This is a genomic window from Pseudomonas sp. GW821-FHT04C07, assembly GCF_059420325.1.
In genome coordinates this window covers 157,783-179,676 of the sequence record NZ_JBWKTM010000013.1, presented here as the reverse complement: position 1 = coordinate 179,676, position 21,894 = coordinate 157,783, and the positions used below count along the sequence as shown (strand labels likewise).

General features: G+C 57.8%; 22 protein-coding genes and 4 pseudogenes. 18 read left to right on the top strand and 8 right to left on the bottom strand.

Features of this window, described 5'->3' with window-relative positions; genetic code table 11:
* The first annotated feature begins 86 nt into the window (after positions 1-86).
* From AC07UI_RS22950 to AC07UI_RS22940, 3 genes are all read left to right on the top strand, one after another.
* Positions 87-812: an MBL fold metallo-hydrolase gene (locus AC07UI_RS22950; protein ID WP_494994660.1), complete on the top strand. Its 726-nt coding sequence runs from the start codon at positions 87-89 to the stop codon at positions 810-812.
* A 300-nt stretch (positions 813-1,112) separates the two neighbouring features.
* Entirely contained in the window at positions 1,113-1,364 is a 252-nt protein-coding gene (locus AC07UI_RS22945; RefSeq protein ID WP_494994659.1) for an acyl carrier protein, read from the top strand.
* Positions 1,364-1,513 (top strand): hypothetical protein, encoded by a 150-nt coding sequence (locus AC07UI_RS22940; RefSeq protein ID WP_494994658.1) that lies wholly within the window; start codon positions 1,364-1,366, stop codon positions 1,511-1,513. The genes AC07UI_RS22945 and AC07UI_RS22940 overlap by 1 nt, the downstream gene beginning before the upstream one ends.
* 113 nt (positions 1,514-1,626) lie before the next feature.
* On the opposite strand, the gene AC07UI_RS22935 is transcribed toward AC07UI_RS22940, so the two are convergent.
* Both AC07UI_RS22935 and ptrR read right to left on the bottom strand, forming a co-directional pair.
* On the bottom strand, positions 1,627-1,752 hold the full coding sequence (locus AC07UI_RS22935) for a PA1414 family protein (protein ID WP_494994657.1): 126 nt from the start codon (positions 1,750-1,752) through the stop codon (positions 1,627-1,629).
* Between the two features lie 139 nt (positions 1,753-1,891).
* Complete coding sequence (gene ptrR, locus AC07UI_RS22930; protein WP_494994656.1) at positions 1,892-2,785, bottom strand: putrescine utilization regulator PtrR; 894 nt, start codon at positions 2,783-2,785, stop codon at positions 1,892-1,894.
* Between the two features lie 103 nt (positions 2,786-2,888).
* On the opposite strand from ptrR, the gene AC07UI_RS22925 reads away from it, so the two are divergent.
* Positions 2,889-4,067: an MFS transporter gene (locus AC07UI_RS22925; protein WP_494994655.1), complete on the top strand. Its 1,179-nt coding sequence runs from the start codon at positions 2,889-2,891 to the stop codon at positions 4,065-4,067.
* On the opposite strand, the gene AC07UI_RS22920 is transcribed toward AC07UI_RS22925, so the two are convergent.
* The 3 genes from AC07UI_RS22920 to AC07UI_RS22910 all read right to left on the bottom strand — a co-directional run bounded on the left by AC07UI_RS22920 (position 4,015) and on the right by AC07UI_RS22910 (position 7,835).
* Positions 4,015-4,944, bottom strand: coding sequence for a DMT family transporter (locus tag AC07UI_RS22920; RefSeq protein ID WP_494994654.1), 930 nt, complete (start codon positions 4,942-4,944; stop codon positions 4,015-4,017). The genes AC07UI_RS22925 and AC07UI_RS22920 overlap by 53 nt on opposite strands.
* Positions 4,945-5,108: 164 nt before the next feature.
* The gene (locus tag AC07UI_RS22915; RefSeq protein WP_494994653.1) at positions 5,109-6,560 is read right to left on the bottom strand and encodes an NCS1 family nucleobase:cation symporter-1; all 1,452 of its coding nucleotides are present in this window, start codon (positions 6,558-6,560) and stop codon (positions 5,109-5,111) included.
* A 438-nt stretch (positions 6,561-6,998) separates the two neighbouring features.
* Entirely contained in the window at positions 6,999-7,835 is an 837-nt protein-coding gene (locus AC07UI_RS22910; RefSeq protein WP_494994652.1) for a CvfB family protein, read from the bottom strand.
* A gap of 350 nt (positions 7,836-8,185) precedes the next feature.
* Between AC07UI_RS22910 and AC07UI_RS22905 the strand changes: the two genes are divergently transcribed.
* The 9 genes and pseudogenes from AC07UI_RS22905 (at position 8,186) to AC07UI_RS22865 (ending at position 14,462) form a co-directional block, all read left to right on the top strand.
* Entirely contained in the window at positions 8,186-8,374 is a 189-nt protein-coding gene (locus tag AC07UI_RS22905; RefSeq protein ID WP_030131898.1) for a PFL_1563 family small protein, read from the top strand.
* A gap of 213 nt (positions 8,375-8,587) precedes the next feature.
* On the top strand, positions 8,588-9,457 hold the full coding sequence (locus AC07UI_RS22900; protein WP_494994651.1) for a DUF6279 family lipoprotein: 870 nt from the start codon (positions 8,588-8,590) through the stop codon (positions 9,455-9,457).
* Positions 9,458-9,607: 150 nt separating this feature from the next.
* Positions 9,608-10,360 (top strand): DUF899 domain-containing protein, encoded by a 753-nt coding sequence (locus tag AC07UI_RS22895; RefSeq protein ID WP_494994650.1) that lies wholly within the window; start codon positions 9,608-9,610, stop codon positions 10,358-10,360.
* A 188-nt stretch (positions 10,361-10,548) separates the two neighbouring features.
* Positions 10,549-11,019: an AraC family transcriptional regulator gene (locus AC07UI_RS22890; RefSeq protein WP_494994649.1), complete on the top strand. Its 471-nt coding sequence runs from the start codon at positions 10,549-10,551 to the stop codon at positions 11,017-11,019.
* Between the two features lie 289 nt (positions 11,020-11,308).
* Positions 11,309-12,256: an AraC family transcriptional regulator gene (locus AC07UI_RS22885; RefSeq protein WP_494994648.1), complete on the top strand. Its 948-nt coding sequence runs from the start codon at positions 11,309-11,311 to the stop codon at positions 12,254-12,256.
* A gap of 252 nt (positions 12,257-12,508) precedes the next feature.
* Entirely contained in the window at positions 12,509-13,081 is a 573-nt protein-coding gene (locus tag AC07UI_RS22880; RefSeq protein WP_494994647.1) for a hypothetical protein, read from the top strand.
* Positions 13,082-13,363: 282 nt separating this feature from the next.
* A pseudogene (locus AC07UI_RS22875) lies at positions 13,364-13,519 on the top strand (DUF4136 domain-containing protein); the annotation flags it as partial.
* Between the two features lie 52 nt (positions 13,520-13,571).
* The gene (locus AC07UI_RS22870; RefSeq protein ID WP_494994646.1) at positions 13,572-14,120 is read left to right on the top strand and encodes a DUF4136 domain-containing protein; all 549 of its coding nucleotides are present in this window, start codon (positions 13,572-13,574) and stop codon (positions 14,118-14,120) included.
* 98 nt (positions 14,121-14,218) lie between these two features.
* Positions 14,219-14,462, top strand: a pseudogene (locus tag AC07UI_RS22865) (hypothetical protein).
* 159 nt (positions 14,463-14,621) lie between these two features.
* On the opposite strand, the gene AC07UI_RS22860 reads toward AC07UI_RS22865, so the two are convergent.
* A complete protein-coding gene (locus tag AC07UI_RS22860; protein WP_494994645.1) occupies positions 14,622-15,968 on the bottom strand; it encodes a DEAD/DEAH box helicase in 1,347 nt (448 codons plus the stop codon).
* 193 nt (positions 15,969-16,161) lie between these two features.
* On the opposite strand from AC07UI_RS22860, the gene AC07UI_RS22855 reads away from it, so the two are divergent.
* Positions 16,162-17,460 (top strand): mechanosensitive ion channel family protein, encoded by a 1,299-nt coding sequence (locus AC07UI_RS22855; protein WP_494994644.1) that lies wholly within the window; start codon positions 16,162-16,164, stop codon positions 17,458-17,460.
* A 109-nt stretch (positions 17,461-17,569) separates the two neighbouring features.
* Here the strand turns inward: AC07UI_RS22855 and AC07UI_RS22850 are convergent.
* Positions 17,570-17,747, bottom strand: a pseudogene (locus tag AC07UI_RS22850) (cytochrome b/b6 domain-containing protein); the annotation flags it as partial.
* A gap of 168 nt (positions 17,748-17,915) precedes the next feature.
* Here AC07UI_RS22850 and AC07UI_RS22845 point away from each other — a divergent pair.
* Positions 17,916-18,533, top strand: a complete 618-nt coding sequence (locus tag AC07UI_RS22845; RefSeq protein ID WP_494994675.1) for a class I SAM-dependent methyltransferase — start codon at positions 17,916-17,918, stop codon at positions 18,531-18,533.
* Between the two features lie 6 nt (positions 18,534-18,539).
* On the opposite strand, the pseudogene AC07UI_RS22840 reads toward AC07UI_RS22845, so the two are convergent.
* A pseudogene (locus AC07UI_RS22840) lies at positions 18,540-18,707 on the bottom strand (methyl-accepting chemotaxis protein); the annotation flags it as partial.
* Positions 18,708-18,963: 256 nt separating this feature from the next.
* Here AC07UI_RS22840 and AC07UI_RS22835 point away from each other — a divergent pair.
* The 3 genes from AC07UI_RS22835 to AC07UI_RS22825 all read left to right on the top strand — a co-directional run bounded on the left by AC07UI_RS22835 (position 18,964) and on the right by AC07UI_RS22825 (position 21,796).
* Positions 18,964-19,908, top strand: coding sequence for a chromate resistance protein ChrB domain-containing protein (locus AC07UI_RS22835; RefSeq protein ID WP_494994643.1), 945 nt, complete (start codon positions 18,964-18,966; stop codon positions 19,906-19,908).
* Positions 19,901-21,259, top strand: a complete 1,359-nt coding sequence (gene chrA, locus AC07UI_RS22830) for a chromate efflux transporter (RefSeq protein WP_494994642.1) — start codon at positions 19,901-19,903, stop codon at positions 21,257-21,259. The genes AC07UI_RS22835 and chrA overlap by 8 nt, the downstream gene beginning before the upstream one ends.
* An 84-nt stretch (positions 21,260-21,343) precedes the next feature.
* Positions 21,344-21,796, top strand: a complete 453-nt coding sequence (locus AC07UI_RS22825; protein WP_494994641.1) for a chromate resistance protein ChrB domain-containing protein — start codon at positions 21,344-21,346, stop codon at positions 21,794-21,796.
* Positions 21,797-21,894 lie beyond the last annotated feature (98 nt).

Below are 21,894 nucleotides of genomic sequence, written 5' to 3'. Positions count from 1 at the left end.
CGGTTTACCTTTTTCTTCGATGGGTACGGCGTCGGTTGCCGTACCCTTTTTTTCGCCTGAAGTTTTTCCCCCCTGAGGAGCCCCCAATGAAAATCGTCAGCCGCGATCAATGGTTCGAAGTCAAAACCCTGAGCGACGGTGTGCGCCTGATTCACGAGCCGTATATCCGCCCCTTCTACCGCTGCAACCTGTGGCATATCCAGGGCCGCGACAAAGACCTGCTGGTGGACAGCGGCTCCGGGCTGGTCAGCCTGCGCGAGCAATTGCCCTGGCTCACCGAACGACCGCTGCTGGCAGTGGCCAGTCATTGCCATTTCGACCACATTGCCGGCCATCACGAATTCCCCGAACGCCTGGTCCACCCGGCTGAAGCGCAAATCCTCGCCGAGCCCAATGGTGACAACACCCTGGCCACCGCCTTCGTCGGCGACGACATGTTTGAAGCCCATCCGGATTGCCCGTTGTGCTACGCCGAATACCGGGTCAGGGCTGCGCCCGCCACCCGTCTGATCGAAGAAGGCGACGTGCTCGACCTCGGTAATCGCACACTGCAAGTGCTGCACACTCCCGGCCATTCACCGGGTGGTATCAGCCTCTGGGAGGCGGCCACCGGCACGCTGTTCAGCGGCGACATCATCTATGACGGTCCGTTGATCGAAAACGCCTACCACTCCAATCTCGAGGACTACGCGAAAAGCCTTCAGCGACTGCGCGAACTGCCAATCCGCACCGTGCATGGCGGGCATTTCGCGAGTTTTTCCGGAAAGCGCCTGCGCGTACTGATAGATGAGTGGAACCGTCAGCATGAGTAATGTGTGCTGTACTGGCAGTTAGCGACTGCCGTTTTTGCAGGAGGACGGTACAAGGATCGCTAGCGTCATTCGTGACAGCTATCGCGTAACCCTTGGACGGGCCAAAAAACAACGACAACCTCCCCTTGCCAGAGGTGTGTATGAACGGCACTGAAACACAATCAATCATCTGCCGCCCCATCGAAGAACCGCCGGCCCTGAAATCGCCGCCCCCTCCCCCCGGGTTCACTCCTGGAAAAAACGCCGCCAGTCATTCCTTCCCTCCTGACCAGCTGTACCTGAGCCGCGCGAGGAATGACCATGAAAAGAGCCGCCGTTCGTAATGCCGTGCATCGCTTCATCAGTCGTCTGCTGGATGGCAACGAGGATTTCGATGACAGCGTGAGCCTGGAGCAGTTGGGGTTGGACAAACAGGATATCGAGGACCTTATCTTCCGCCTGGAGGACGAGTTTGAGCTGAGTGCGTTTACCAGCGAGGAAGATCAGCTCCTCAAGAGCGCGACCACGGCCAATGACTTGTGCCGGTTTCTGCTGGAGATTTCCCGGCACTAATGTCCGCGTTGCTGGCAACGCCGGGTTGGTATAAAGGCTCGGGGCGTGAAGCGGTCATAAAATCAGGCGGTGGGATTCGTCAGCGCGACGGCGTGAAACAGACGCAGCGCTACAAACCTGAATGGAAGACCATCAAGCCGCGCTTTTAAAAAATGAGGTTTTTGGCCTGGTTCCCGTTGATCAGTCAGCGGGAAGCCGGGCATTTTTTCGCATGATGCAGGGGTTCCTGCGCAGTGCGCAGAATGGCTCAGCCATCGATCATTTACCTGCGCTGCTGGCGCCGACGCTGCTCGTCGTCAGTGCGCACTGGCACGGGTTGCAGAGGCGGTTCAATCAGGCCGAGAGCAACACCGAGGTCGTGGAGCCAGTTTTGTAGTTTCTCTTTCATGGTGCCCCCTTCAGGGTAGTGCTGAGCGACCGGGATTCTGTAGCCGCTTCATACAGATAATAGTCCGAAGTCCTACGCAATGCTCACCCGGCATGACAATGAACTGTTACAGAATTAGTTCGAATGTGCCAGGCAATACTCAGGCGCTGGCCCGGGTTTCCAACGCCTGAACCGGTCTGGCCGCCTGTTGCAGCTCAATCCAGGCATTGAGGTTGGCGCCAACCATGCCCTTGCGCCACATCAGCCAGGTGGTGGCGCTGGCGAACGGCTCGGCCAGCGGGTGCACCGCCACGCTTTCTCGCCCCGGCAGGCTGGCAAGCATCGATTCCGACATCAACGCCACACCGGAACCGGCAATCACACAGGCCAGCATCCCCTGATACGACTCGATCTCCATCGCCCGGCCCATGGCCGCGTGATCATTGGCAAACCACGCCTCCAGACGCATCCGGTAAGAACAGCCCTGACGAAAGGTAAACACCGAACGCCCTTGCACATCCAGGGCACTGCGTACCGGCGGATGATCAGCCTCGCTGATCAGCACCAGTTTCTCCTCGCACAGCGGTACACCGTCGAGCCCGGCCAACTCCAGCGGGCCGTCCACCAGCGCCGCATCGAGCCGACCGGCAAGCAAGCCCTCCAGCAGCTCACCGCTGGGAGCGGATTGCACCTGCAGGTTCACCGCCGGGTAGGTGCGGTGATAACGCGCCAGCAACGCCGGAAGATGAATCGCAGCCGTGCTGTACATGGTGCCCAGCACGAAGTCACCGGCCGGTTGACCACCCTGCACCGCCGCATGGGCTTCGTCGTGCAAGGCAAACAGCCGCGCGGTGTAGTCCAGCAAGACTTTACCCGCAGGTGAAAGCTGCAAGCGCTGACGCTCACGCAAAAACAGTTCGACGCCCAGTTGCTCCTCCAACTGCTTGAGCCGGGTCGACAGATTGGACGGCACCCGATGCAGCCGATCGGCCGCCCGGGTAATGGAACCTTCCTCTGCAACAGCCTGGAAGATGCGTAATTGGCTGAACTCCACACCATTCTCCAAAAATGAACAAGTTACTCACTATTATTCATTTTTAAAGAAAGTCAATCAGTCTTAGCCTGACGGTCATTGCTCCTTTGCAGGAATCCAGACCATGTCACCTCTGATTCGCTTACTGGCCAGTTTTATCGCCCTGATGATGGCCATGGGTATTGGCCGCTTCGCCCTGACCCCGCAGTTGCCGCACCTGATCAGCGAAGGTCAGATCGATCTGACCGCCGCCGGGCTTATCGCTGCGGCCAACTACCTTGGTTACTTCATCGGAGCAGTGGACGCGATGTTCGCCCGCCGCCCTGAGCAGGTTCGTCGCCGTTTGCTCGGCGGTCTGTGGTTGTGCGTATTGCTGACACTGGCTTCGTTCTGGGCCACGGGTTTCTGGTCGCATCTGCTGTTGCGCTTCGGCACCGGCGTGGCCAGCGCCTGGGTGCTGGTGATGATTACTGCGCTGAGTCAGCCGCTGGCCGTCGCAGCCGGGCGTCCACGACTCGGGGCATTGGTATTTGCCGGACCAGGGTTGGGGATTTTTCTTACGGGATTGTTGGCACTGGGCTCGAACCTGATGGGGCAAAGTTCGGCCACGCTGTGGCTGGTGTATGCCGGTGTAGCGTTGCTGATGCTGCTGGTGATTCTGCCGATCCTGCCGCAACCGGCAGCCAGCATGACCGTGGCGCCCACAACCGTGGCCTCGGGCAACGCCGCAATTCCCCGGCTGGGTTTGATCTACGCCTTATACGGTCTGGGCTACATCATTCCCGCGACGTTCCTTTCGCAAATGGCCAGCGCGCACTTTCACGGGCAATGGCAGGCCGACCTGTTCTGGCCGTGCTTCGGCCTGGCCGCGGCCACTGGCGTGGTGCTGGTCAGTTTGCGTCGATACAACCCGAATACCACCCGGCATTGGTTGATTGCGACCTTATGGCTGCAAGCCGCCGGGGTGTTCGCTTGCCTGCTGGGCAATGGTCTTGGGCTGGCATTGGGTGTGATCCTGTGCGGCACGCCGTTTTTGGCCTGCATGCAACTGGTGATGCAACGCTCACGGGAACTGGCCCCCCACAACACCCAACGCAACGCCGGGCTGCTGACGGCCTGTTTCGCCGTGGGTCAGCTCAGCGGGCCGTTGCTGGCAGCGCTGAGCAGCCATTTCAGTGGAGGATTGCAACCAGGGTTGATGATTGCCGGTACCGGGTTACTGCTGGGTGGTGGGCTATTGTTGCGCCCGGTCATTGCCCGAGAGCTTTGCGCAAACGACGCCGCATCCACTGTTCTGCGCTGACAAAGGTGATGCCGAGCAACACCAGCACGGCACCGACCACGAAGTTGAAACTCAGCGGCTCACCCAGCAGCACCACGCCGAACGTGACGCCGAACAACGGCGTCATGAAGGAGAACACCGCCAGATTCGCCGCCAGGTAGCGACGCAACAGCCAGAACCAGGTCAGGTAACTGAAGAACGACACCACCAGGCCCTGGAACAGCACACTGGCCACAGCCACCGTGGTCAGGCTGACATGGCTGATCTGCCCGCTCAGGGCGGCAATCACCAGCAGACCGACGAAGCCTACGATCAGTTGGTAAAACAGCGTCAGGGTCGCCGGCGCCTCTGACAAACGTGAAGCACGCACCACTACTGTGGTCGCGCCCCAAGCCGCCCCGGCCAATACGCCCATCGCGTCCCCCAACAGCATCCGTTTATCAAGGTTGTCCAACGACAAACCGCCGGCAAACGCGAATCCAATGCCGACAAACGCCAGGAGAATCCCCAGCCATTGCAACCGCCGCAGTCGCTCACTCGGCAACAGCCAGTGCACACCCAACGCGGTGAAGATGGGGGCGGTGTAGAGGAACACCGACATATGCGCCGCGGTAGTCAGCTTCAGGCCTTCGGCAATGAACAGAAACTCGAGGCCAAACAGACTGCCAGCGAGCAGACCGCCCCGCCAGGTGCTGCCGACCTGTTCCCAACCGCCTTTCCAGAAGATCAGCAATGCGACCAATACCGCGGAGATTCCAGAGCGTCCGGCCGCTTGCATGACCGGTGCGATGTCCGCTGCCGCCCATTTGATCATCACCTGCTGCACGCCCCAGATCAGGCACAGACCCAGCATCACTTGCAGGGCAAAACCATCGGCGCTGCGTCGTGTGGCGATCACCGCAAAACCTCGAAGACAAACAAAAACATGGCAGTTACTCGACAGAAACAACAAAACCCCGGAGCGAGTCCGGGGCGAAGAATTATGTGCTGTCGATTATAGGGGCCTGTTGACGTTTAGTGACGAACCGCGTTGCTGTGCCAACTTGCGCGAAGCAAGGCGCCTCAGCGAGAAACCGCTGTGGCCTGTGCTGCCCGCAGCGGCGCCTGCTCGTGCCGCGCCAGGACATAGAACAGCAAACCGCCGAGCAAGCAGCCCGTGAACCAGGCGAAATTAGCCATCGGCAGCAAGACCGGGGTAAAGGTGATGGCAATGCCCGCGACGGTGGCCGGCACCAGTGCCTTGACGGCGGTCCAGTTCACCCCGCCGTTGTAGTAATAACGTCCGTTGGGACTGTCATCGAACAACGCGTCGACCTCGATCTGCTGTTTTTTGATCAGGTAGTAATCCACCAGCAAAATCCCGAACAACGGCCCGATGAACGCCGCCAGCACATCCAGGGTGTAGTGGATCACTTGCGGATTGTTGAACAGGTTCCATGGCGTGATGAAGATCGAGGCCACGGCAGCAATCATGCCGCCGACCCGCCAACTGATCTTGCTCGGTGCGATGTTGGCGAAATCGAAGGCTGGCGAGACGAAGTTAGCGACGATGTTGATGCCAACGGTCGCGGTGACAAAGGCAAAAGCGCCCAGCAAAACTGCCACGTTATTGTCGATTCGCGCCACGGTGGCGATCGGGTCGTGGAGCATCTCGCCGAACACTGGCAGGGTCCCGGACACAATCACCACGGTCACCAGGGAGAACGCCAGGAAATTCACCGGCAGGCCCCAGAAATTGCCGCGCCGCACGTCCCGCATACTGCGGCAGTAGCGGCTGAAATCGCCGAAGTTCAGGGTTGGCCCGGAGAAATACGACACCACCAGCGCCGTCGCCACGATCACCTGGCCGAAAGCTTGCCAGCCGGACAGCGACTTTTCCGCCAGGGTGAAGCTGATGTTGCTCCAGCCAGCCTTCCAGACAATCCAGCCGGCCAGCATGAACATGACGCCGTAGACCACCGGCCCGGCCCAGTCGATAAAACGCCGGATCGACTCCATACCGGTCCAGAACACCAGCGCCTGAACGAACCACAGACTCAGGAATCCGAACCAGCCAAGGTAGGACAACCCGGCAAAATGCGGCTCAGCAAAAGCCGCCATCGCGGGGAAAAACCGCAGCACCACAATGATCAGTGCGCTGGAGGCCAGGTAGGTCTGAATCCCGTACCAGGCCACCGCGATCAAGCCGCGAATCACCGCCGGAATATTCGCCCCGAACACACCAAAGGCCAAGCGACAAATCACCGGATATGGCACCGCTGCCTGCTGGCTCGGTCTGGCCACCAGATTGGCAATCAGTTGCACGATGCAGATCCCGACCAGCAAGGCGATCAATACCTGCCAGCTGGCCAGCCCCAGGGCAAACAGGCTGGCGGCGAACACATAGCCGCCGACGCTGTGCACATCGCTCATCCAGAAGGCAAAGATGTTGTACCAGTTCCATTTCTGCGGCAGCGGCCCCAGGTCCTGGTTATACAGGCGGGGGCTATAGCCGTTGGGTAGTTGCTCGGTCATCGCGTGACTCCTCGAAAGTACAGGCTCAGCCCTCGCGATTGACCTTTCAATCACACTGCGTACGGGAGCTGGCACAGTTTGTATACGAGCTAGTACGCAGAATGCGTGCCATAACGTTAAAACCTGTGGCTTATATGGCTGCAAGGCAGGTGCTTAAACGGCTGACCGGCAATTGATTCAGGGGATCGACAGCAAACACTTCGCCGGCTAAATGCCCATAGACAGTGCGCAAGCGCCTGTTAACAGTGCATGAAAGGCTTGAGATGGGGGAAGGGAGATAGACAGTAGAACTGTATACAACAGACAGGGGAAAGTATTGAGCGCTTCGGGTAAGCACCCGTTAAGCCGATAGCAGCACACAAGACCTGTGGCGAGGGGGCAGCCCCCTCGCCACAGGTTATGCACAGTCCATGGGAGCGGGCTTACCGGCCCTCGGGATCAGCTCAGCTCGATACGGTCGGCATGAATCACGATCTGTCCGTTCTTGTAGAGCGCACCAATGGCCTTTTTGAAGTTGCCCTTGCTCACGCCAAACAAGCCACTGATCACCGCCGGGTCGCTCTTGTCGCTGACCGGCAAGGTACCGTTGTTTTCGCGCAGCTTGGCAAGGATCTTCGAGTTCAGACTGCTGGACGCTTCTTCACCCACCGGCTGCAGGCTCAGGCTGATCTTGCCGTCGGCGCGGATTTCTTTGATGAAGCCTTTCTCCTCCTTGCCGGCGCGCATGAACTTGAACACTTCGTTCTTGTGGATCAGGCCCCAGTGCTTGTTATTGATAATGGCCTTGAAACCCATATCGGTCGCTTCAGCCACCAGCAAATTAACTTCCTGACCGACCTGGTAGTTAGCCGGGGTTTTGTCCAGGTAGCGGTCAAGGCGCGCGGTGGCGGTAATACGGCGGGTGTGTTTGTCGAGGTAGACATGTACCACGCAATATTCGCCGGCCGTCATCTGGCGTTTTTCTTCGGAATACGGCAGCAGCAGGTCTTTGGGCAGACCCCAATCGAGGAAAACCCCGATACTGTTCACTTCAACGACTTTCAGACTGGCAAAATCGCCGACCTGAACTTTCGGCTTTTCAGTAGTTGCGATGAGTTTGTCATCGCTGTCCAGATAAATAAAAACGTTGAGCCAGTCTTCATCTTCACTGGGAATATCTTTGGGAATATAACGATTGGGCAACAGAATTTCACCGTCCGCCCCACCGTCCAGATACAAACCAAAGTTAGTGTGTTTAACCACTTGCAAGCTGTTGTAGCGCCCGACTAAAGCCATTTCCAATACCCTCATTGCGTGGGCGGCATTCTACCCGAGTTTGCCGGTACAGTTCTGCGACCAGCCGGATGGCAGATGAAAAACCTCCGCGGGCCTTGATTTTCCTGGCCTTGGGGGCAAATGCGGGCCCGCTCGTCAGACCAATCGAGTGGCTTTCCCCTGACGCGAGGATGTCCACCGCTGATAATTTCCACCAAGGTTTTTAGTTAAAACAGCAGCTTAGCCGCTTATTGCGAAAATCAACTTATGCTTCATCGACCTGCGCGTCTGGTCATTTCAGGGGATATTTACCAAGCAATTGTCAAGTATTTCCTGTACGATGCCTGGCCAAGTTAATTTTCTACAGGTTAATGGCCGCCATGCGTGTAAAAGCATCCAACAGCAAAGCAAAGCCAGCTCCAGCCGTTGAAACCAGCGAATCGATCAACGACCAGATTGCTGCTTTCCTGAAATCCGGCGGCGAAATCCAGCAAATTGCCAAAGGCGTCAGCGGCCAGACTTTCGGCCCGTCCAAGCAAATTACCCTTGGCAAAAAGTAATACCCCCGTGTCACCCCCTGGTCCCTAAGCGCTTTGAGCCTCGAAGCGCTAGGACTAGAGCCCTCCCCGCAACACCCCGCCAGTTAATCAATCTTGTAGAAATCGACGAACAGACCTCTCTGCCGAGGATTCGCCGGAATGCTTGCGCACCGCCAGGTTGGGCGCTTCAATCAATTGCGTCGCTCCTGCTCCACACTTCGCAAGGATTGGCCCATGTCGCACCGGTTGAAGCACTTCACCTTGTTGCTGATGTTGAGCCTTGTGCTGTCCGGCTGTAATCGCGTGAGCATGACCTACCGCAACCTCGACGTGATCATTCCCTGGACGCTCAGCGACTATCTGGACATGAACACCGAGCAAAAAAGCTGGTTCAACGAGCAGCTCAAGGAACATCTCGATTGGCATTGCCGCACGCAACTGCCCGGTTACCTCGACTGGCTGGTTCGCCTGCAACACATGGTCGAAACCGATCAGATCACCGACGCCGCCCTGCAAGCCCGAATCCAGGAAGCCAGGCAGGCCATCGCACAAACCGCCCGGGAAATCACCCCCTCGGCCATCGAGTTGCTTCGAGGCCTTGACGATCAACAGGTCGAAGAAATGAACCTGGCATTTGCCAAAGACCTGCGCAAACGTCAGAACCTCTACCTCAAACCCTCCCTGGAACAACAGATCAAACAACGTGGCGAACGGATGGATAAACGCCTGAATGACTGGTTTGGCCCCCTCACTCCGAGTCAGGAACAACGCGTGGTTGCCTGGTCGAACTCATTGCCCGATCAGAACCAGCAAAGGGTCGCCAACCGCGCCCATTGGCAAGCGCAATTCAGTGCGGCCGTGGAGCAGCGTCAGAGCAGCGACTTCCCACAACGCATCGAGCAACTTCTGGTTAATCCCGAGAATTTATGGACTCCCGCCTATCGACAGGCCTACAGCCAGGCGGAACAAGCGGCCCGCAGCCTGCTGGTGGACCTGATGGCCCAAAGCACACCGGATCAACGCCAGCATCTAGTGACGAAGATCGATGGTCTGCGCAGTAGTTTCAGCACGTTGAAGTGTTTGAAGGCAGGGCGGCAGGGGTAAATCAGGGAGACGTTCGGCCAGGGATTCAGCCTGTTGAGTATTGAGCGGCAAAACCACTGGGCGCCTTGTCGATTTCAGCCTCGGCCAAACGACTAGGCTGTGTAAATAACCTCGCGGCAAAGCGCTGCAACCATCGCAGGAGGAAAGATCATGAACACTTGGCAACAGCCACAGCCCAAGGTCGTGTCCCGCGAAGAGTGGATCGCGGCACGCAAAGAGCATTTGCTTCACGAAAAAGCCTTCACCCGGGAACGGGACAAACTCAGTGCCGAACGCCGCGCACTGCCTTGGGTGAAAATCGACAAACCCTACAGCTTCGAAGGTCCCGACGGACGGCTAAGCCTGGCTGACCTGTTCGGCGGTCGCAGCCAACTGATCGTCTATCACTTCATGTTCGCGGCAGGCTGGAAAGAAGGCTGCCAGGGCTGCTCATTCGTGTCCGATCACATCGACGGCGCCAACCAGCATCTTGCCCACCATGATGTGGCACTGGCGGTGGTTTCCCACGCCCCCCTGGCCGAATTCCAGCCGTTCAAGAAGCGCATGGGCTGGAAGTTCAACTGGGTGTCATCAGCCGGCAGCGACTTCAACGCGGACTTCAAAGTGACCATCAGCGGTGAAGAACTCGCGGCCGGCACCGCCGTCTACAACTACGAAACAAGCACCGGCACCGCAGGCGAAATGCCTGGACTCAGCGTGTTCTATCGCAACGACGCAGGCGAGATCTTCCACACCTACTCCACCTATGCACGCGGGCTGGACCTGCTGATCGGCGCCTACAACTTCCTCGACCTGACGCCAAAAGGACGTAACGAAGACGAAATCATGGAGTGGGTCCGCCACCATGATCGCTACGAAGACGAACCGGCAGTCAAGGGGGCGTCAAGCTGTTGTTCCGAGTGAGGCCGATGAATTGAGTGTTCAGCCACAAAGGGCTGTGTTGACGACTCAATCACCATCGCGGGTCAGCCTCGCTCCTACGGGGTACGCGATCATCGCAGGAGCGAGGCTGGCCCGCGAAGAGGCCCGAGGGCTAAACACAAAAAATCTGCATGAGCTGAGCCCTGACGACTCAGCAAAGGAAAACAATAATGAACGTCACCCTCGAAGAACTGCCACCTGCTCGCGTAGCTTACATGCGCTACACCGGCCCCTACGGCCCGGGCATCGGCACGTTCTGGCGCGAAACCGTCGCCCCGTGGATGATCGAAAACAACCTGCTGCATCGAGTGCGCTACGGCATCGGCCACGACAACCCGAAAACCACCCCACCCCACCGTTGCCGTTACGACGCGTGCGTCGAAGTCCCTGACACCTTCAACGCCACCTACCCCACCGCCGTCACCACCCTGCCCGGCGGCCTCTACGCTGTTGCCCACTTCAAAGGTTCCGGGAAGGATATCGCCGCCGCCTGGGGCAAACTCTGTAGCACCTGGATGCCCGGCAGCGGCCTGCAATACGACACTCGGCCCTGTTTTGAGCGCTACCCGGTAGATGCGACCTATGATGAGAACGCCGACATGCTGGAGCTCGAAATGTGCATAGCGGTAAAAGCACGCTGATCGACAAACTCCCGAAGGAGCTGGATAGCGCAGCGGCAAAGGCTGACAGCTGATGAAGCATCATCGTTACGAGGACGAACCGGCGATCAGGGGTTCATCAAGCTGCTGTTGCGAATGAAACCAATAGGTCCTGCGTTGTCAGTTCAATAGTCATCGCGGGCAAGCCTCGCTCCTACAGTGACCGCGTACCCTTGCAGGAGCGAGGCTGCCCGCGAAGACGGCCTCACAGTCAACACAAATACTTGAGCGCCCCAACCCCACATCCACCACCGTTGTAAACTTCCCCACTATGACTCCCGCCTACCACAGCCTCTGCGAATACACGCGTCGAATGAACCGGGTGCTGGAGCATATCGACCGGCATCTGGACCAACCGCTGGAGCTGGCTGATCTGGCGCAAATCGCACACTTCTCGCCTTGGCACTTTCATCGGCTTTTCACCGCGTGGGTCGGCGAAACCCTCGGCGATTACCTGCGCCGACGCCGACTGGCCTGCGCCGCGCAGCAACTGGCCAACAGACCCGACGCCTCAATTCTGGAGATCGCCCTGGAAGTTGGCTTCAGCTCCGGCGAAGCCTTTTCCCGCGCCTTCAAGCAACATTTCTCTGTCACCCCGAGCACCTGGCGCACCACCGAACCCGAGTGCTGGGAACAGCGCCTGGCCGGCATCCGCGAACGACGCCAGCAGCAATTGAGCAATCCTGATCAGGCACAGGCCACAAACTTGGCCGATCCTGACGTCTTCACTCACATGAAGGACCAGATGATGGACGTCACCCTCAAAGAGCTACCCCCCGCGCGCGTAGCCTGCATGCGCTACACCGGCCCCTACGGCCCGGGCATCGGCACGTTCTGGCGCGCAACCGTTGCCCCGTGGATGATCGAAAACAACCTGCTGCAACGGGTACGCTACGGTATAGGCCACGACGACCCGTTCACCACGCCTCCCGAAAAGTGCCGCTACGACGCCTGCGTTGAAGTCCCGGACAGCTTCGGCGCCAGCGAACACGCCGCCGTCACCACCCTGCCAGGCGGCCTCTACGCCATCGCCCAATTCAAAGGCAAAGGCCCGGACATCGCGGACGCCTGGACCGAACTTTGCCGTGACTGGATGCCCAAAAGCGGGATGCAGTTCGATGCCCGGCCGTGCTTTGAACGGTATCCGGTGGATGCCCAATACGATGAGAAAACCGGCGTGCTGGAATGTGAGATTTGCATACCGGTGAAGGCACTCTAAACAATGCCGCCGTCCTGTAGATCGGAGGCTCGCCACATCGGCGGGCCTTTTTTGAATCTGTTCGCCGCGAGAGAGAACCGCAGATACCGAACAGACCCGTAAATAACCAATCGTTTTGCATTGGACTGAACAAGCGATCCCGAATACGCGGGCGAGCTCGAAACTTGCCGATGCAAATATTAATGTGTATCATTTAGTTTCAATTTTAGGGCGCAGGGAGTGCATGACCCAAATAAAAATAAGGTCAAGGCAATGCTTAAAATGCTACTCGTCTACGGTCATCTGCTCGCCACTTGTATTGCCCTGGGCCGGGTGTTACTGGCCGATCACAAGCTTTGGAGTTGGCGCAAGGAAGTTCTGGATCAAGGGCGGCGTGAGTATCTGGAGGAAACTCAAAAGATTGCCACCCTCGCGTTGCTGGCCCTTTGGGGAAGCGGCCTGCTGTTGGTGCTCCAGGGTTACCTCGATGACGGGGTCGCGTATCTGCTCAATCAGAAGCTCTGGGCCAAGGTGAGCGTCGTCGCGCTGCTTAGCCTGAACGGCGCATTGTTGCATCGAGTCGGTTTCCCACTGTTGCAAAAGGCTCCCTTCGTCCTGTTAGACAGCTGCGCCCGTATCCGCCTTGCTCTATTGGGGGCGTTCTCCATGAGCGGCTGGCTATTCGCCGCTTTCCTGGGCGTAGCTCGAGCGTGGAATCATGTGTTGCCTTATCTATATCTGATGGGTGCTTTCGCTGTGTTCTCGTTACTGGCTTGTGCCGTGGCGTTTGCAATAGCCAGTACAGCGGGCGCTGCGGGCGAGAAGGAACCCTCGGTGTCAGGATAGTTATCGCCTGATCTATCCGTCAGAACTGTGTCTAGTCCTTAAACAGGTGTAAACCTTATTCAGGACGCCCCCCACAAAAAGGTCCACCCTGGTGCAATGCTGTTCACTTAAGCCGAACTGCGCTGTCGGCGCTGTGGGGTTTCCCAGGACCTTATGGACGCCGATGCTTTTCGTCATGCCCTCGGCTGTAAATCCTGGGGACTGCAAGCCCAATACCCCAGTCGCAAGTCAATGGCCATCCTGGAGCGGAAAATCCAAGAGGGGTTGCTCTGATGCGGCCCGGTGATGGTGGTACGCATCGACTTGTTCGACGGCAGCAGCGGCCAACCCGTCTGGAGTGCCAGTGCCGAGACCAGCAGCCAGAGCAGTATGAATGAACATAACGACACTTTGCGCGAAGCTGTTCAAAAGGCCCTGACGGCGTATCCTTTTAGTTAGAGCAGATCGTTTTTTGAAACTGCCTATGCTCTAACGTAACCGGAGAACCATCATGTTCCGCCATGTCGGTTTACTTTCACTGGCCATTTTGCTCAGCGCCTGCCAGACCAACCGCATCAGCCAAGACTACGACGCGAGCCGCGATTTTACTGCCTTCCGCAGCTGGACATGGGAAGAGCCTGCCCTGCAATACCGCCCGGACGACCCCCGAATCAAGAGCGACCTGACCGAGCAGCGTATCCGCCAGGCCGTCAGCGAGCAGTTGGACCAGCGCGGCCTGCGCCCGGCCCAGGGCAGCAGCAAGGGTGACCTCAAAATACAAACCTATTTGATTGTGGAGAACCGTCAGCAACAGTACACCGCCACCAACTACGGTATGTGGGGCAATCGTTGGGCGGCCCCGATGTACTACGAAACTCGCAGCTACGACTACAAAGTGGCAACCATCCAGGTCGACATGCTCGATGGCCGGGACGGCAAACTGGTCTGGCGTGGCAGCGCCGAACAGGTCATGAACAATTACTCGCCCGGCCCAAGCGAAAGCAATATGGCGATTCAGCAAACCGTGGCCAAGGTCCTGTCCAACTACCCGCCTAAATAACCTTCGCAGCACTTCGCCAGTCGCGATAAAGGCGACTGGCTATCATTCTGCCCAAGCCTTGCCTGCAACCCCTCTTTAACGCCTGAGGATGACCCTCGCTGCCCTTGATCTACGCCCTGCCCACCTGGGCCTGTACTCAGCAGAGGCGACGGCCAAATGCGAGCAACCGGCCAAGGAGGTGACCAGGATCACCGAGCAGAACCCGGCCAAAGACAAAGAGATCAACGTTGAGCTACAAAAGATGGATTTGGGCATCCGAGCAAAGATCTGCCGGACAAATGCCAACTGATCGACAAACGCCTGAAGGAACTGGATAGCGCAATAGCAAAGGCTGACAGCTGATACGCAAAAAACCAGACGCAAAAGATCGCAGGCTGCGCCAGCTCCTACAAAAGCGATTGCGTCTAACCGTAGGAGCTGGCGAAGGCTGCGATCTTTTGATCTGAAAAAAAAAAGCCCGGACAATCAATGTCCGGGCTTTTTATTTTTCGCTACGGCGCTTTATTCAGCGGCCGGTGCTTCTGGCTTGCGGCGCTTGAGCGGCGCCATGCCGTCCTTGCTGACTAGCGACAGGGCGTCGGTTTTCGGTCGGTTGGCGATCTTGCGCTTGGTGGGTGCCTTGGCGCCGGCTTTCTTCTTCTCGCCTTTGGCGTCGGTCTTTTTCTTCTTCACGCCAACGGCTTTACCCGAAGCCTTGACCTTTTTCGGTCCGCCGTAAGTGCCTTTGACTTCCTTGATGGTACGGCGCTCGAAACTCTGCTTCAGGTAGCGCTCGATACTCGACATCAGGTTCCAGTCGCCGTGGCAGATCAGCGAAATGGCCAGGCCATCATTGCCGGCGCGACCGGTACGACCGATACGGTGAACGTATTCGTCGCCGCTGCGCGGCATGTCGAAGTTGATCACCATGTCCAGACCGTCGACGTCCAGGCCGCGAGCGGCGACGTCGGTGGCCACAAGAATTTTCACGCCGCCCTGCTTCAGACGGTCGATCGCCAGTTTGCGGTCTTTCTGGTCCTTTTCGCCGTGTAACACGAAGGCTTTGTATTCCTGTGCCACCAGTCGGCCATAGATACGGTCGGCCATGGCGCGGGTGTTGGTGAAGATGATCGCCTTCTGATACGTCTCGTTGGCCAGCAACCAATTGACGATCTGTTCTTTGTGCTGGTTGTGGTCAGCGGTGATGATTTGTTGACGGGTGGTGTCGTTCAACTGGCTGACGGCATTGAGCTGCAAGTGCTCAGGGTTGTTCAGCACCTTGGCGATCATCTCGCGCAGGCCCGAACCGCCGGTGGTGGCGGAGAACAGCATGGTCTGCTGACGGTTGGTGCATTCGTCGACCAGACGCTGTACGTCTTCGGCAAAGCCCATGTCGAGCATGCGGTCGGCTTCGTCGAGCACCAGCACTTCGACTTCTTTCAAGTCGAGGTTGCCGGCGTTCAGCTGCTCGATCATCCGGCCCGGGGTGCCGATCAGGATGTCCGGCACCTTGCGCAACATGGCAGCCTGGACCTTGAAGTCTTCGCCGCCAGTGATCAGGCCGGATTTGATGAACGTGAACTGCGAAAAGCGTTCAACTTCCTTGATGGTCTGCTGGGCCAGCTCGCGGGTCGGCAGCAGGATCAGGGTTTTGATGCTGACGCGGACTTTGGCCGGGCCGATCAAACGGTTGAGGATTGGCAAAACGAATGCAGCGGTTTTGCCGCTACCGGTTTGAGCCGTCACCCGCAGGTCACGCCCTTGGAGCGCGAGCGGGATAGCCGCTGCCTGCACAGGCGTTGGCTCGACAAATTTAAGCTCGGCCACGGCTTTGAGCAGGCGTTCGTGCAGGGCGAATTCGGAAAACACGGGTGCTACCTCGAAGAAATACAAAAAAACAGCTGCATAGGGTAACGGTTTCGAGCGCCAAGGCCGAGTTTCTTTGTTCAAACGGCAGCAAACAGATGCTTTTTTGTTAGCGACTTTGTCCCGGAACGTAACTTTGGTGGTCTTAAATGCTCTAATCGACCCCTCTGGTCCTACACAAGAATCGTTTTGGCATATGGATATCAAACAGCTCTGGCTCAACGCCCAAGACCTTTGGGGGGCTCTCGATCAGCATCCACTCCTGCACTCCGGCCTGGCGCTGGCGTTGCTGTTAGTGATCGCGTTAGGCCTCGGACGAGTGGCACGCTATCTCATTTTGCATGCAGTCAAATTGCTCGGTCGACAACCGGCGTTGCATTGGCTCAACGATTTGCGGCACAAAAAAGTCTTTCATCGCCTGGCGCAGATGACGCCTTCGCTGGTGATCCAGTTCGGCCTGAACCTGGTGCCGGAGTTGAGCAAGGCCAGCCAGCATTTCCTCGGCAACGTGGCGCTGGCCTTCACCATACTGTTCCAGTTGTTGGTCTTGAGCGCCCTGCTCAACGCCTTGCTGGATATCTACGCACGCACCGATCACGCCAAGACCCGCTCGATAAAGGGCTACGTGCAATTGGCAAAGATGGTGCTGTTTGTCTGTGGCGCGATCATCATTATCGCGACGCTGATCGACCGCTCGCCGCTGCTCCTGTTATCCGGTCTGGGTGCAATGTCGGCGGTGATTTTGTTGGTCTACAAGGACACCTTGTTGTCGTTCGTCGCAGGCGTACAGCTGACCAGCAACGACATGCTGCGGGTCGGCGACTGGATCGAAATGCCGCAAGTCGGCGCCGACGGCGATGTAGTCGACATCACCCTGCATACCGTCAAAGTGCAAAATTTTGATAAAACCATCGTCTCGATTCCGACCTGGCGTTTGATGTCCGAGTCGTTCAAGAACTGGCGCGGCATGCAGCAGTCCGGCGGTCGGCGGATCAAGCGCAGCCTGTTCATCGACGCCAGTGGCGTGCGCTTTCTGCATGATGAGGAAGAACAGAAACTGACCCGGATCCGCTTGCTGACCGACTACATCGGCCGTAAACAGGCGGAGCTCAAAAGCTGGAACGAAGCCCAGGGCAATGTCGCGGCGATGTCGGCCAACCGTCGGCGCATGACCAACATTGGGACCTTCCGCGCTTATGCATTGGCTTATCTGAAGAGTCATCCGCAGATTCAAACCGGCATGACCTGCATGGTCCGGCAGATGCAAACCACCGCCCAAGGCGTTCCGCTGGAGATTTACTGCTTCACCCGCACCACCGTCTGGGCCGATTACGAGCGAATCCAGGGTGATATCTTCGATTACCTGTTGGCGGTTTTGCCGGAATTTGGTTTGAGCGTGTATCAGCAACCGAGCGGCAATGATTTGCGCGCCGGGTTGTTACCGGCGGTGTTGGGGGCGGGCTACATCCCCGAAACTGAAAAGCGTTCGATGTAATAACACTGCCCTTGCAGGAGCACGGCTTGCCCGCGATGAACGATGACGTGGTGTATCTGACAGTCCCACCTTCGAGCAATGACGATAAAGGTCGCGATGACCACGTAAACCTCAACGCCGCCCATAGGTCATGCACCACACCTTTGGTGTGATACCGGGAAAAAGCGACGGAACAGACGGCCACTGGCAACATTGATGATCAAATAGACGAGGCCGTTGAAAACCAGCAACCACATTGCAGCGAAATGCCACTGCAGTGCCCCGCCCAGCCAACCGCCCAGAGTGATGCCGGATTACCTGGCCAAAGCTGACGCCTTGACTGGATTGCACAACCGGTGCTGCATGTACGGGGAATTTGAAAGCGCGATCAACAAGGCACAACGTGAGCAGTACCAACCGTGGAGAGCAGGCGCGTGCCCCTCTCTATTTCGCAAAAACAGCCCAGAGAAACAACTATGCAATCCAAGGATCACTGGGAAAACGTCTACACGACCAAAGCCGCCGATGAGGTTAGTTGGTTTCAAGAGCATGCTGCACTCTCACTCAAGTTGATTCGAGAGGCAGGCGTACCGCTTACGGCTTCGATCATTGATGTTGGCGGCGGCGCATCAACGCTGGTTGATGATCTCTTGGCTAACGGCTATGAAAACGTCACGGTGCTTGACCTCTCCGGGGCAGCGCTTGCCACGGCAAAAACCAGGCTCGGCGTCCAGGCTTCGAAGGTACAGTGGCTAGAAGCCAATATCATCGAAACCAGGCTTGATTCGAACGCCTACGATGTGTGGCATGACCGGGCCGTATTTCATTTTTTAACCACGGCACAAGAGCGACATGCATATGTCCAGGTGGTGCTTAGGGCGGTTAAACCTGGCGGTCTGGTCATCGTGGCAACCTTCGCAGAAGATGGGCCAAGCAAATGCAGCGGCTTGCCGGTAATGCGTTACGATGCCGATGAGCTTCATGCCGAATTTGGTGAGCCGTTTGTCATGCTTGGGCATGAAAAAGAGTCTCACCATACACCAGGGGGCAATGAGCAGAAGTTCGTTTACTGTTTTTGCCGCAAGGTAATCTGAGAGGCCTTGCTGAGTACGATGTGCCAGCCTGCGAACTTCATCAGCAACCACTGCAAAGCAGCGTCCCGCCTCCCCTGCCCTTGCTGCCTCAATAGCGGCATTCAATGCCAAGAGATTCGTTTGCTCGGAAATACTGCAAATGACTGCCAGAATCTGTCCGATATCCGCTTCGCGTAACGCCTCGGTAGTCAGTTCGAGCATCCGCTTGTCTTGCCGCAGGCAAGAGCCTGATCCCTGTTGGCATGAGTGTCGAAGTCTTGACTCTGCACCTATCCCATCAATGCCATAAGAGCACCTGAACCACACGCAGGTCTCGACACCATCACGACTGACACAATCCAATCGCCGTGATAACGAGCATTAAGGGCTTTTCAATCGTGCGGCACAAGAATAATGTAGAGAAACAAACTATTTTTGAATGTATCTCTACATGAAAAATTGGCTCACTTTGATCCTTGGCCTACCGACCGCAAACGCCACCGAGCGTATGCGCGCCTGGCGTGCCCTGAAAGCTTTCGGAGCTGCGGTGTTACGCGATGGTGCCTATCTGTTGCCGGACACCAGCGCCTGTCGTGAAGCGCTGGCCTCTGTCGAGCGCGATATCCTGGCCATCAATGGCACCGCTTACGTCCTGCCTGTCGTCGACCCCAATGGCGAACGCTTCGTAGAGTTGTTCGACCGCAGTGATGAGTACAGCAAGCTAGGCGCTGAGATCGAAGCCTGCCGGGCACAGCTCAATACCGAGAATGCACTGGCGTCCACCAGGCAGATTCGCAAGCTACGCAAAGCCTACGAACAACTGACCACTATTGATTACTTTCCTGGCAAGCCGAAGCAGCAGACCGACTCGGCGTTGCAGGAGCTTGAGAGCGCTGTCAGCAGAGCGTTGTCTGCAGACGAACCCCACAGCCGCGACCAGCCAATAGTGCCGCTGAGTCCAGGTGACTTTCAGGGACGCGTATGGGCAACTCGTCAGCGGCCCTGGGTCGACCGACTGGCTTGCGCCTGGCTGATTCGACGCTTCATTGACCCACACGCTCGGATCCTCTGGCTGAATAGCCCACAAGACTGCCCAGCCGATGCGCTGGGTTTCGACTTCGATGGCGCAACTTTCAGTCATGTCGGCAACCGTGTGACCTTCGAAACCCTGCAAGCCAGTTTTGAAATCCAGGAGCGCGGTCTGGGGCGCATTGCTGCCCTGGTGCACTACCTCGATGTCGGGGGGATCCAGCCAGTGGAGGCTGCCGGCATCGAACGGGTGCTGGCAGGGCTACGCGAAACCATTCCCCATGACGACCATCTGCTGGCGGCTGCCAGCGCCGTCTTCGACGGCCTGCTCGCAGCGTTTGTGAATGAGGAACAACCCAATGAGTAAGGTTTCCCCATCAGTCGTTGAAGAGGATCTGCCAAGACCTGAGGCGGTCAGTTTGCGTGAGGCATTCTGGTTCTGGCTCAAGCTCGGTTTCATCAGTTTCGGCGGGCCCGCGGGACAGATTTCGATCATGCACCAGGAATTGGTCGAGCGGCGGCGCTGGATATCGGAACGGCGATTTCTGCATGCCCTCAACTACTGCATGTTGCTTCCTGGGCCGGAGGCTCAACAGCTGGCAACCTACATCGGTTGGCTGATGCATCGAAGCTGGGGTGGAGTGATCGCCGGGGGGCTGTTTGTACTGCCCTCGCTGTTCATCCTGATCGCGTTGTCCTGGATGTACATCGCCTTCGGCGAAGTCCCGGTGGTGGCCGGACTCTTCTATGGCATCAAGCCCGCTGTAACGGCCATCGTGGTGCAGGCGGCGCATCGAATCGGCTCGCGCGCACTGAAGAACAATTGGCTGTGGGCCATCGCGGCGGCGTCGTTCGCGGCGATATTTGCATTTGATGTGCCCTTTCCGCTGATCGTGCTGAGTGCGGCGTTGCTTGGCTACCTGGGTGGCCGTTTTGCTCCCGAGAAGTTCAGGATCGGAGGCCATGGCACAGCCAAAAAATCCTATGGCCCGGCCTTGATCGATGACGACACTCCATCCCCCGACCATGCCCGATTCAGCTGGTCAAAACTGGCGCTGCTGGCACTCGTCGGCGCAGCGCTGTGGGCGCTGCCGATGGGGATCCTGACCACGCTGTTTGGCTGGGAAGGCACCTTGACCCAGATGGGTTGGTTCTTTACCAAGGCCGCGTTGCTGACCTTTGGTGGCGCCTATGCAGTGCTTCCTTACGTTTACCAGGGCGCAGTCGGTCACTATGGCTGGCTGACCCCGACACAGATGATCGATGGCCTGGCGCTGGGGGAAACCACGCCTGGGCCGCTGATCATGGTGGTGGCTTTCGTCGGTTTTGTCGGCGCCTATGTCTCGCAGGTGTTCGGTGCCGATCAGGTATTTCTGGCCGGTGCCCTCGCGGCCTCGCTGGTAACCTGGTTCACCTTCCTGCCTTCGTTCCTGTTCATTCTCGCCGGTGGCCCGCTGGTGGAGGCGACTCACAACGAACTCAAGTTCACCGCGCCGCTTACCGGGATTACTGCGGCGGTAGTGGGGGTGATTCTCAATCTGGCGGTGTTCTTCGGCTATCACGTGCTGTGGCCCAAAGGGTTCAGCGGCCCCCTCGACTGGCCCTCTGCGCTGATCGCCATTGCCGCCGCGATTGCCTTGTTTCGCTTCAAGCGTGGCGTGATTCAGGTGCTGATGGCCTGTGCGCTCATTGGTTTGGCAGTGCATCTGCTGCGTTAGCAAGCGTGGGGTGATCAACAGTTCTCTGGCGGGCATCGGGCCCGCCAGATCACCCAGCCTACTGAGTTAGGCAGGAGGTGTTCCATGAGGTGGATTACTCGCGAACGACCCAAGATCGACCGTATTGCCTGTCCCTGGCTGATCACCCGTTTCATCGACCCCGAGGCCGAGTTTTTGTACGTGCCCAGCAGGGAGGTTCTGCAGATTGCCGCTGAGAAAGACGCAACGCCTTACGATATTCCTAGTGTTGAGCTTTCCCACGAAGGAGAGCTATGCAGCTTCGATGCGTTCCTGAAGAAGTATCAGCTCAGTGATCCCGCCTTGCAGCATTTGGCCAGAATCGTGCGCGGCGCAGATACCTCCCGCCTGGACCTGACGCCGCAGTCGGCCGGGCTGTACGCGATTTCACTGGGGCTATCGCAGCGCTATGCCGATGACCACGAAATGCTGGCACAGGGTTTGATCATGTATGACGCGCTGTATGCCTGGTGCAAGGAGTGTCAGGGCGAGTCGCATAACTGGCCTGCGCAGATGTGAAGAGGCTTGTTCACACTGCAGCCCAGAGCTGGGCCAGGCTCATGATCAGCGGAACACTGAACGTTCTAATCCTGCATGACTGGGACAAAGGCAGGGCG

Excerpts from the sequence above, each read along its gene's own strand:
- AC07UI_RS22910 (WP_494994652.1), bottom strand. The coding sequence starts at position 7,835 with ATGGCTTTAGTCGGGCGCTACAACAGCTTGCAAGTGGTTAAACACACT.
- AC07UI_RS22940 (WP_494994658.1), top strand. The coding sequence starts at position 1,364 with ATGTCCGCGTTGCTGGCAACGCCGGGTTGGTATAAAGGCTCGGGGCGT.
- AC07UI_RS22880 (WP_494994647.1), top strand. The coding sequence starts at position 12,509 with ATGCTTAAAATGCTACTCGTCTACGGTCATCTGCTCGCCACTTGTATT.
- AC07UI_RS22885 (WP_494994648.1), top strand. The coding sequence starts at position 11,309 with ATGACTCCCGCCTACCACAGCCTCTGCGAATACACGCGTCGAATGAAC.
- AC07UI_RS22905 (WP_030131898.1), top strand. The coding sequence starts at position 8,186 with ATGGCCGCCATGCGTGTAAAAGCATCCAACAGCAAAGCAAAGCCAGCT.
- AC07UI_RS22925 (WP_494994655.1), top strand. The coding sequence starts at position 2,889 with ATGTCACCTCTGATTCGCTTACTGGCCAGTTTTATCGCCCTGATGATG.
- chrA (WP_494994642.1), top strand. The coding sequence starts at position 19,901 with ATGAGTAAGGTTTCCCCATCAGTCGTTGAAGAGGATCTGCCAAGACCT.
- AC07UI_RS22855 (WP_494994644.1), top strand. The coding sequence starts at position 16,162 with ATGGATATCAAACAGCTCTGGCTCAACGCCCAAGACCTTTGGGGGGCT.
- AC07UI_RS22895 (WP_494994650.1), top strand. The coding sequence starts at position 9,608 with ATGAACACTTGGCAACAGCCACAGCCCAAGGTCGTGTCCCGCGAAGAG.
- AC07UI_RS22825 (WP_494994641.1), top strand. The coding sequence starts at position 21,344 with ATGAGGTGGATTACTCGCGAACGACCCAAGATCGACCGTATTGCCTGT.
- AC07UI_RS22870 (WP_494994646.1), top strand. The coding sequence starts at position 13,572 with ATGTTCCGCCATGTCGGTTTACTTTCACTGGCCATTTTGCTCAGCGCC.
- AC07UI_RS22900 (WP_494994651.1), top strand. The coding sequence starts at position 8,588 with ATGTCGCACCGGTTGAAGCACTTCACCTTGTTGCTGATGTTGAGCCTT.
- AC07UI_RS22945 (WP_494994659.1), top strand. The coding sequence starts at position 1,113 with ATGAAAAGAGCCGCCGTTCGTAATGCCGTGCATCGCTTCATCAGTCGT.
- AC07UI_RS22835 (WP_494994643.1), top strand. The coding sequence starts at position 18,964 with ATGAAAAATTGGCTCACTTTGATCCTTGGCCTACCGACCGCAAACGCC.
- AC07UI_RS22950 (WP_494994660.1), top strand. The coding sequence starts at position 87 with ATGAAAATCGTCAGCCGCGATCAATGGTTCGAAGTCAAAACCCTGAGC.
- AC07UI_RS22915 (WP_494994653.1), bottom strand. The coding sequence starts at position 6,560 with ATGACCGAGCAACTACCCAACGGCTATAGCCCCCGCCTGTATAACCAG.
- AC07UI_RS22845 (WP_494994675.1), top strand. The coding sequence starts at position 17,916 with ATGCAATCCAAGGATCACTGGGAAAACGTCTACACGACCAAAGCCGCC.
- AC07UI_RS22890 (WP_494994649.1), top strand. The coding sequence starts at position 10,549 with ATGAACGTCACCCTCGAAGAACTGCCACCTGCTCGCGTAGCTTACATG.
- AC07UI_RS22935 (WP_494994657.1), bottom strand. The coding sequence starts at position 1,752 with ATGAAAGAGAAACTACAAAACTGGCTCCACGACCTCGGTGTTGCTCTC.